Origin of the sequence: uncultured Campylobacter sp., from assembly GCF_905371695.1 — a bacterium.
Classification (GTDB): domain Bacteria; phylum Campylobacterota; class Campylobacteria; order Campylobacterales; family Campylobacteraceae; genus Campylobacter_A.
Window position 1 is genome coordinate 24,192 of record NZ_CAJPMA010000009.1, and the last position, 8,823, is coordinate 33,014.

Below are 8,823 nucleotides of genomic sequence, written 5' to 3' on the forward strand. Positions count from 1 at the left end.
ATGGAAACCTGCGTAATATTAGCCGGCGGCAAAAGCTCGCGAATGGGCCGCGACAAGACGCTGCTGCCGTTTGGCGGATTTGCGACGCTCGCGCACTACGAGGCGCACAAATTCGCGCAAATTTTTAAGCGAGTGTTTGTTAGCGCGAAATTTAGCAAATTTAACCCGCCCCTGCCGCTCATAAAAGACGCGGAGGATACCTTGCGGCCAAATTTAAGCGCAGAGACATTTTCTCCGATGTTAGCGCTTTATAGCGTCCTTAGAAATTTTAAAGACGAAAGCGTCTTTATCGCGCCTGCGGATATGCCATTTATTAGCGAAGAGTGCGTGCGCGAGCTTTATAAATTTAGCGGCGAATACGACATGGTCGTGGCCGCGGACGAGTCGCACGTACACTCGCTTTGCGGATTTTTTAGCGCGGATTTAGCGAGTAAGGCGGGAGAGCTTTTCGCCGCGGGCGAGCACAAGATCGGACTTTTGCGCGATCGCTGCCGCTGCAAAATAGTAAATTTTAAGGACGAAAAGCAGTTTTTTAACATCAATTATCCAAGCGATTACGAAGAGGCGTTAATGATATGAGAACGAGGAAATTTTTAGCTATTTTTAGCTGCTTTTTAATTAGCTCGGCGATCGCTCGAAGCGATTTTGAAAAGGCCGAAATTTTAGAGCGAAAGGGCGAAATTTTAGAGGCCTTAAAAATTTACAAAAAGCTCGCCCGAAGCGCGCTTGAAGAGTCGCGCGGCGAAGTAAAAAGCGAGAATTTATCAAGCGAAGCAAAGCCTAAACAAACTCAAACCTCCGCCGCCGAAAGCGAAAATTTAGCTTCCGAAAGAAGTACGGATTTAGACGAAATTTTAGGTATAAAAACGTACGAGCCGCTGTTTTTCGCTCCCGCAAGCGTGGCAAGGCAGCACGTAGAGGGCAGAAAGCGCTTTGAGAGCCAATTTTCGCTGAGCTTTCAAAAACCCGTATTTTACGATATCTTAGGGCTAAACGAGAGTATAAATTTCGCCTACTCGCAGACCTCTTGGTGGCAGACCGCGCAAAGTTCGACGCCTTTTCGGGAGACGAACTATCGCCCCGAAATTTTCATCCAAGCGCCCGTAAATTTCGAGACGCTGCCGCAGTTAGAAAGCCTAAAAATAGGGCTTTTACACGAGAGCAACGGGCAAGGCGGAGAGCTCTCGCGCTCGTGGAACCGCCTATACGCAAGCGGCGAGTTCAAGCTAGGCGAACTGGCTATTACGCCTAGAATTTGGACGATAGTAGGCGACAGAAGCGACAATAGGGACATCGCGCGCTATATGGGCTACGGGGATTTGCGATTTAAGCTAAAATTTAAAGAGCAAATTTTAACCGCCTTGATTAGAAATAATTTGCGCTCGGGCGGCGAAAATAAAGGCGCATACGAACTGGGTTGGATGTTTCCGCTAGGATCGGGCATCTACGGCTACGCGAAAATTTTTAGCGGATACGGCGAGAGTTTGATCGACTACGACAGAAAGCTGGATAAATTTAGCTTGGGAATCAGCATTTTAAGATAATAAGCCGAGCACGGAGCGATGGACCCCGCCACCGCTTGGGCCGTGCTGAGCGCTATTTTACGATTAGCTCGTAACCGCCGTTAATTTTTTGCACGGAGTAGCCGCGCGTTTTATCGGTAACTATCGCTATGCGGTAGTAGTTTTTGTGCCAGCCGATCGTCGCGCTTTTAAATACGTCCTCGTTAAACGCTACGACTTTCGTCTGAAAAGCGCCGGGCGCCGCCGTAAAGTCAAGCGCGATTTTATTGCCTTCCTCGGCCGTAAAGTGCTTAATGTTTGCGGATTTAGTTAAAATTTTGATACTTTTGCCATCTATTTGAAATTTCAAGCTAGGCGTCGCGTGCTTGCCGCCGAAGGATTTTAGCTTCACGGCAAAATCGCGCGAGTTTTTAGCCACATTTTGCTCAGCGGTTTTAGCGGCCGAATTTTCAGACGCAACGGCTTCGCTTTGCGTGGCATTAGCGGGCGCATTATGCGCAGCAGGTTGCGCGGACGGCGCTTCGCCTACGGCTTTTGGCGAATTAGCATCCATCCTAATCTCGCCTTTATCTATCGTTTTTAGCCGATTTTCCAGTATTTTACCTTCGTTATTTACGGCTACGGCAAGACTTTGATTTGCTTCGCTAGTCGCGTTTTTATCGCTAGACTCGGCGGCGTTAGCGGCGACGGACGCGTGAATTTGTTCGGTAGCTGCGGGCGCTTGTTCGACAGGCTTTTGCGCGGCGGCGCTCTCTGCGGGAGCTTCTTGCGACGCCGGCTCGGCGACGGCGGGCTTTTGCGCGCTTTCTAAATTTTTAGCGGCGGCATTTTTGCTCGTCGCTTGCTTTTCGGCGATCTTGTTCTGGGCGGCCACGTTTTGGTTTTTGGTTTTTTTATCTTTTTGTACGTCGAAATTTAGCTGCGTCTCTTGCGGGACGGCTACGGCGACGGGAGGTTTTGCGCCTTTGTCCGGTTTACCGAAATTTTGATTAGGCGCGAACGTAGGTTGTGCGGACTTTTGCGCGGACGCGGCGGTTTGCGGCTTCGGCTGCGCTTTTTTCAGCACGTACTCGTCGTCGCTGTTTATGGTTTCGTTAACGTCTGAAATCACCCTTTCTTTGATGCTGCCGTCGCTTGCGCGGTATCTTAAAACTATATCTAAAAGCAAGCCCGTATCGCCGAATTTTATCTCTTGCTTATCAAAAAGCTTGCGTTGCTCCTGCGGATTTGAAGTCATTACGCTTGAATTTAACTCGCCGGTGGGCAAAAACGGGTTCTCTCTTGCGACCGCGGAGGCCGCCAAAACGGCCGACAAATACCAAAATTTTCTCATCGTATCCTACTTTTTGTTAGATTCCGGTTCGAGCTCTTTTAACTCGAAATACTCTTTTTGCAACAAAGCGTTTTGCTTTTTTAAAATTTCTACGTCCTCGATTAAGCGCTCTTTTTTGTTTTGCAAACTCAGCATCACGTCTAGCGATCGCTTACCGAACATCATATTTCCCACGTAAATTCCGAACGCTACCACGCACGAGATCGCGATAGCGTATCTAAAAAACGATCTAAAAAAGTGCGACCGCTTGACCCGCGCGTCGTACTCTTCTAAAATTGTGCTCAAATATTATCCCCTAAAAATTCGCTGCTTTCTTGTTCGATTTCCAGTAAGCGGTTATATTTCGCGTTGCGCTCGCTCCTACTGGTAGCGCCGGTTTTGATCTCTCCCGTATTAAGCGCGACCGCAAAGTCCGCGATAAAGCTATCCTCGCTCTCGCCGCTTCTGTGGCTCATCACGCAGCGATAGCCGTTGCGCTGAGCTAGACGGACGGTCTGCATCGTTTCGCTAACGGAGCCTATTTGATTAGGTTTAATTAAGATCGCGTTGCCTACGCCCTTAGCGATGCCTTCGCGCAAAATTTTCTCGTTCGTAACGAATAAGTCGTCGCCTACTAGCTGGACCTTGTCGCCGAGCGCGTCGGTTAGCTTTTTCCAGCCGTCCCAATCGTCCTCGCTTAGCCCGTCCTCGATCGAAAATATCGGATATTTTTCGCAAAGCTGCGAGTAGCGCGCGATTAGCTCGTCGCTTGAAAATTTTTTGCCTTCAAGCTCGTAAAAGCCGTCTTTATAAAGCTCGCTGGCCGCGACGTCAAGGGCTAGTTTTATCTGCTTTCCCGCTTCGTATCCGGCCTCTTTGATCGCTTGCATGATTAGCGTTAGCGGCTCTTCATTATCTTTTAAATTCGGCGCGAATCCGCCCTCGTCGCCCACTGCGGTGCTGTGCCCCGCGGCGTTTAAAATTCCTTTTAATTTATGATAAATTTCCGTAGCGGCCCTAAGCGCGTCGCTAAAATTTTCAAACCCGAAAGGCATTATCATAAATTCCTGAAAATCCACGCTATTATTAGCGTGCGCGCCGCCGTTTATGATGTTAAACATCGGCACCGGAAGTACGCTGGCGTTTGCACCGCCTAGGTAGCGGTATAGCGGGATATTTAGGCTTTTAGCCGCCGCGCGCGCAGCCGCCATGGAAACGCCTAGTACCGCGTTCGCGCCTAAATTCGAATAATTTTGCGTGCCGTCTAGTTCTTTCATCTCGTCGTCGATCGCTTTTTGATTAAACGCATCAAGCCCGATTATGGCTTCGGAAATTTTCTCGTTTACGTTAGCGACGGCTTTTAGCACGCCCTTTCCGCAAAAACGCGCGTCTTTATCGCGAAGTTCCAGAGCCTCGCGCTTGCCCGTACTCGCGCCGCTAGGTACGATAGCGCTGGCGCTAGCCCCGTCGCTTAGCGTTACGGTCGCGCGAACCGTCGGATTACCCCTGCTGTCAAGCACCTCGTGAGCCGTTACGTCTTCGATATAAATCATTATTCCTCTCCCTTATCGTCGGATTTTTCATCGTCGTCTTTACCGCCGCTTAAAATGCTTGCGATGCCCATAGAGCCTTTAATAGTCGCGATTATCTCGTCTGCTACGTCTTTATGCTCTTTTAAATAAGCTTTTGAGTTTTCGCGTCCTTGTCCTAATTTGCCCGCCTTGTAGCTAAACCAAGCGCCCGACTTATCTATGACGTCGAGTTTTACGCCGTAGTCGATGATCTCGCCTTCGCGGCTTATGCCCTCGCCGAACATCACGTCGAATTCGGCAACCCTAAACGGGGGCGCGACTTTGTTTTTAACGACTTTGGCCTTAACGCGGTTTCCGATACTCTCTTCGTTTTGTTTTAGCGTGGCGATCCTGCGCACGTCGATACGCACGGAGGCATAAAATTTAAGCGCGTTGCCGCCTGTGGTGGTTTCTGGCGTTCCGTATCCGGTGGCGCCGATTTTCATACGAATTTGGTTGATAAAAATTACCGTCGTACCCATTTTATGCACGATACCAGTTAGCTTTCGCAGCGCCTGGCTCATTAGGCGCGCTTGAAGTCCTACGTGCTGATCGCCCATATCGCCTTCAATCTCGCTTTTAGGCGTGAGCGCGGCTACGGAGTCGATTACGATTAGATCGACCGCGCCGCTGCGAGCCAAGGTTTCGACCATATCGAGCGCTTGCTCGCCGAAATCGGGCTGCGCCACGTAAAGATTATCCGTATCTACGCCTAAATTCGAAGCATACTTCACGTCTAGCGCGTGTTCGGCATCGATAAAGGCGCACACTCCGCCCGCTTTTTGGCACTCGGCGATAATATGAAGCGTAAGCGTCGTCTTTCCCGAGCTTTCAGGGCCGTATACTTCGATGATCCTGCCCTTAGGCACGCCGCCGATACCAAGAGCCAGATCAAGCCCGATCGAGCCCGTAGGTATCGCCTCTATGGCTTCGACTTCTTTGTCGCCCAGGCGTATCATCGCGCCTTTGCCGAAGTCTTTCGTGATTTGTTTTAAAGCCAAATCGAGAGCTTTTTGCTTTTCTGCATCCATTTTTTACCTTATTTAAAAATTAAATTCGGTCCGATTTTAGCCAAATTTATATGAATTTGGGTTAAATCGGCCTAATTTCGTCTGCGGCTAACAAGTAAAAACGCGGTAAAATAGCGAGTTTCTAATCGCAAATTAAGATATTTTCGCCCGCTCCTGCCGCGGCGTCGATGATTTTAAACAATTCCTCTTTTTCTCGCAAAAACGCGAAAATTTCATCTCCGATAACGTAAACGCCCAGCGCCGAAGGCTCGTTTAAATTTCGCGAAATTTCGCTCAAAAACGCGACGTCCGCTCGCTTGTCGTCAAAATTTCGAGCCGCAAATTCGCCGTTAAAATTTCGCTCGCCTAAAATTTTAATTAATTCGCCGCCCGCGCAATTTTTGCTAAATTTTAAAATTTTCCCTTCCTCGCTCAAAGCGTTTAAAATTTGCGCGAAATTTCGATCGCCGTCCGAATTTAGCCCGAAAATTTCCGCAAAATTTCGTAAATTTCGCTCATAGTCCCGGCCGCCAAAATCGCCGTCCGCTTTTTTGGCGCGACGCGACGCGTAAAAAAACAGGAGCGCGAAAACCGCCGCAAACGCTAAAATTTCGCCTAAAATTCTATTTAAAATTTCCATTACAAGATCGCTACTTCCGTTTTTAGCTCCACGCCGAATTTCTCTCGGACTAAATTTTGCGCGAGCCTAATTAGACCCATAACGTCCTCGAAGCTCGCGCGGTTAAAATTTATCAAAAAATTCGCATGTAATTCGCTAAATTTCGCTCCGCCCATCGCGTAACCTTTTAGTCCCGCAGCCTCTATTAGACGCCCCGCGTAATCGTTTGGCGGATTTACGAAACAGCTGCCGAAGCTTGCGCCCTTTGGCTGATTTGCTCTTTTCGCCGCGGTTTGCGCCGCCGCTTCGGCGTCAAAGCCGCATTCGGCCTTAAATTTAGCCGCTAGCACGGGCTCGTTTATGCCGCTGCTGCGGTAAGCGAAATTTATCTCATCCTTTTTGACCCAGCCGCGCGCAAAAAGCACGTGCGTGAGACGGTCGCTAATGCTAATGCCCGCTAACCCCGCGTTCATTTTGATTAATCCACCCAGCGTCCCCGGGATATTTTGCAAAAACTCAAATCCGCCGATGTTATGCTTTTTAGCGAAATTATAAATTTTGCCCGATTTCGTCGCGGCGCCGATTTCTAGCGCATCTGCGCCGAATTTTACGTAGTCGAAATTCTCGCCTAGTATCGCCGTTTTAGGCGGGGCGGGCGAAATTAGCAGGTTATTGCCCCCGCCGATCATCGCGCGTCCCGTAAAGTCGGGCGAATTTAGATCGCAAACGTCGTTAATCACAAAAACTTCATGAATTCCGCCTATCTTTACGGACGTAAATTTGCTAAAATCGATAAGGCGCGTCACTGAATAAATTCCGGGATATATTCGAGCATTCGCGTAGTAAATTCAACCATCATCGACACCATCCAAGGCATCAAAAATATGATCACGACGACTACTAAAATGATCTTTGGCACAAAGCTAAGCGTGGTCTCGTTTATCTGCGTAGTAGCTTGAAAAATCGAGATGATAAGACCCGCGATCAGCCCCGCCAGTAGCATAGGCAGACTAAGATAAAGCGCTATTTTAAAGGTCTCGACGCCGAGCGCGACAAGCGTTGATTGCATCAGCTAAACCTTACTTCGTTATATTCTACCGGTACGAGATAATCGCGTAAATTCGTAAGCGGCTGCGAGTAAAACCCGCTAGCGCGCCCGATCTCGTAGAGCTTTTCTATCGCCGCTAGCTGAACGTCCGAGAGGCTGATCGAATTTTCGTTCGCGTATAAATTTAGGTAGGTTTCTAACTCGTCTTTACCGACGCGGATTAGCCCGCGCTCCATTAGCATACGCGATAAAAGAGGCTTGTGCGCGGTAGCTATTCGCACCGCTTCGGTTAGAACGCGCTCAACCTCGATGGCGTCCGTGATCGGCAAGCTACGGCGCACCGCCATACCGCCCAAAGGCAGCGGTAGCCCCTCACCCGCAAACTCTCGCCAAACGTCCCAAATTTCGCGCTCTACTTCAAGCTCTCTTGAAAAATTTAAGATACTTTCGTGAATTAACACGCCCGCGTCGACCTCGCCGCTAACTACCGCCGCCTCGATCTCTAAGAAATTTTTATAAATTACGCGAGCATCCGGATACGCCGCGCGAAAAAGCAGGGCGTTGCTCGTATGTTCGCCCGAGAGCGCTACTTTAAAATTTCTCTTCAAGCGCGTGCCTTTGCGCTTAACGAGTTTGGGTCCGTAGCCCTCGCCGAAGCTAACTGCGCAGCGAAGCAAAGCGTAGCAGTCCTTTATGAGCGGGTAGAGCGCGAAGCTAATCGCCGTAGCGTCATAGGAGCCTTTTAGCGCTTCGTAGTTTAGCGTCTGAATATCTAGCGCGACGTTTGAAAAGCGTAAATTTTTACTGCTAACCCAGCCGAATTTTACCGCCTCGTACATAAAGATATCGTCGGCGTCAGGAGAGTGCGCGACGCCGATATTTTTAAAATTTCGCAAATTTATCCTTTTTGGGCGAATTGTAGCCAAATTTGATAAAAGAAAGTTTTAAGCCTATTTCTAAACGGTTTTACGAACTTTGCGCCTTAAAAATTTAACGCATATCAACGCGCAAACCCTAACCGAAAAAAAGCGCAACGCCGATTTGCCTTGTCTGGTAAGCAAAGCTCGCCAAAAGGCAGCTTAAAAGTCGAACGATCGCGCCGTTATCTGCCGTACAAATTTATCACAAAGGGCTTAGGGTGCAAAAATATATCGATTCTCGGCAGTCCCTCGCAACCGCTTGCTCGCGATGGCCTACATGAAACAGACACGCGAGTTCTTGGCTTAGACGCGCCGAATTTGCGAATTTATTTAATATTTAGATCTAAATTCGGACAAAATTTCGGCTAAAATTCTACCTTTTCCAAGCGATCCGACGCGATATTTTTACGTCCGAATTTTGCCTGCGGCTCGCCGTTTAGCTCGACTAGATCGCCCGTAAATCCGCAAACGTCGTTGCGCACCGTAAAGCTGCCTACGCCGTAAATATCAACCGGCGTCCCGTGCGCTTCGAAATCGGCGATCTTTTGAGGATTAAAGCCCGAACTGACGACGATTTTAACGTGCTTTGCGCCGTTTGCATCCAACGCGGCGCGAAGGGCAAAAATAAGTTCCTTGCAAACCCCGTGCGGATCGAAGCCGGATGTATCTTTGCCTTCAAAGTACTTATCTATTAAATTTGCCGACGTATCGACTCGCACCGCACCGAGCTTTGAGCCTAAAACGGCGGCGACTTTTAGAGCGTCCGCGATAACGTCGTTATTATAATCTACTAGCGCCGTTACAGGCTCGTCCGGGAAGG

Annotated in this window: 10 protein-coding genes and 1 pseudogene; 2 read left to right on the forward strand and 9 right to left on the reverse strand. The window is 49.0% G+C overall.

What is annotated here, in order from left to right; all coding sequences use genetic code 11:
- Both QZ147_RS01590 and QZ147_RS01595 read left to right on the forward strand, forming a co-directional pair.
- Entirely contained in the window at window positions 1-579 is a 579-nt protein-coding gene (locus tag QZ147_RS01590; RefSeq protein WP_295146385.1) for a molybdenum cofactor guanylyltransferase, read from the forward strand.
- Complete coding sequence (locus QZ147_RS01595; protein WP_295146387.1) at window positions 576-1,544, forward strand: phospholipase A; 969 nt, start codon at window positions 576-578, stop codon at window positions 1,542-1,544. The genes QZ147_RS01590 and QZ147_RS01595 overlap by 4 nt, the downstream gene beginning before the upstream one ends.
- Before the next feature lie 52 nt (window positions 1,545-1,596).
- On the opposite strand, the gene QZ147_RS01600 is transcribed toward QZ147_RS01595, so the two are convergent.
- From QZ147_RS01600 to QZ147_RS01640, 9 genes and pseudogenes are all read right to left on the reverse strand, one after another.
- Entirely contained in the window at window positions 1,597-2,856 is a 1,260-nt protein-coding gene (locus QZ147_RS01600) for an AMIN domain-containing protein (RefSeq protein WP_295146389.1), read from the reverse strand.
- Between the two features lie 6 nt (window positions 2,857-2,862).
- Window positions 2,863-3,141 carry a septum formation initiator gene (locus QZ147_RS01605; RefSeq protein ID WP_295146391.1) on the reverse strand — a complete coding sequence of 93 codons (279 nt, stop codon included), beginning with the start codon at window positions 3,139-3,141 and terminating at the stop codon, window positions 2,863-2,865.
- Window positions 3,138-4,388, reverse strand: a complete 1,251-nt coding sequence (eno, locus tag QZ147_RS01610) for a phosphopyruvate hydratase (protein WP_295146392.1) — start codon at window positions 4,386-4,388, stop codon at window positions 3,138-3,140. The genes QZ147_RS01605 and eno overlap by 4 nt, the downstream gene beginning before the upstream one ends.
- Window positions 4,388-5,437 carry a recombinase RecA gene (recA, locus tag QZ147_RS01615; RefSeq protein ID WP_295146394.1) on the reverse strand — a complete coding sequence of 350 codons (1,050 nt, stop codon included), beginning with the start codon at window positions 5,435-5,437 and terminating at the stop codon, window positions 4,388-4,390. Before recA ends, eno begins: the two co-directional genes overlap by 1 nt.
- A 121-nt stretch (window positions 5,438-5,558) precedes the next feature.
- Window positions 5,559-6,056: a hypothetical protein gene (locus QZ147_RS01620; protein ID WP_295146396.1), complete on the reverse strand. Its 498-nt coding sequence runs from the start codon at window positions 6,054-6,056 to the stop codon at window positions 5,559-5,561.
- Window positions 6,056-6,841 (reverse strand): UDP-N-acetylmuramate dehydrogenase, encoded by a 786-nt coding sequence (locus tag QZ147_RS01625; RefSeq protein ID WP_295146397.1) that lies wholly within the window; start codon window positions 6,839-6,841, stop codon window positions 6,056-6,058. The genes QZ147_RS01620 and QZ147_RS01625 overlap by 1 nt, the downstream gene beginning before the upstream one ends.
- Complete coding sequence (gene fliQ, locus QZ147_RS01630) at window positions 6,838-7,107, reverse strand: flagellar biosynthesis protein FliQ (RefSeq protein ID WP_295146400.1); 270 nt, start codon at window positions 7,105-7,107, stop codon at window positions 6,838-6,840. The genes QZ147_RS01625 and fliQ overlap by 4 nt, the downstream gene beginning before the upstream one ends.
- Window positions 7,104-7,979 (reverse strand): menaquinone biosynthesis family protein, encoded by an 876-nt coding sequence (locus tag QZ147_RS01635; RefSeq protein ID WP_295146399.1) that lies wholly within the window; start codon window positions 7,977-7,979, stop codon window positions 7,104-7,106. Before QZ147_RS01635 ends, fliQ begins: the two co-directional genes overlap by 4 nt.
- A gap of 389 nt (window positions 7,980-8,368) precedes the next feature.
- A pseudogene (locus QZ147_RS01640) lies at window positions 8,369-8,823 on the reverse strand (nicotinate phosphoribosyltransferase); the annotation flags it as partial.